The sequence below is a fragment of the Lactobacillus nasalidis genome, from assembly GCF_016587775.1.
Lineage (GTDB): Bacteria > Bacillota > Bacilli > Lactobacillales > Lactobacillaceae > Lactobacillus > Lactobacillus nasalidis.
In genome coordinates, this window is record NZ_BOCG01000029.1 from 1 (window position 1) to 219 (window position 219).

A 219-nucleotide genomic window follows, 5' to 3' on the forward strand; every position below is an offset into this window, starting at 1 on the left:
TGACCGCCTGCGTCCGCGCGTGCAGCAGGGCCAGGTGGCTGCCAGGCAGGCCCAAGGGCGCCAGGTCCAGCCGCTTTTGCAGGCGGGCGGCGATCCCGGCGCGGTCATTGACGTAGTCATCCGGTACCGCGGCCATGATCGCGGCCAGCACCCCCTTTAAGTCCATGCCGGCGCTAGCGACTGACTGCAGGGTCATCTGCGTCAGCAGCTGCTGGCAGA

Annotated in this window: 1 pseudogene; it reads right to left on the minus strand. The window is 68.9% G+C overall.

The window, feature by feature from the left end:
* Positions 1-219, minus strand: a pseudogene (locus lacNas_RS00230) (BglG family transcription antiterminator); the annotation flags it as partial.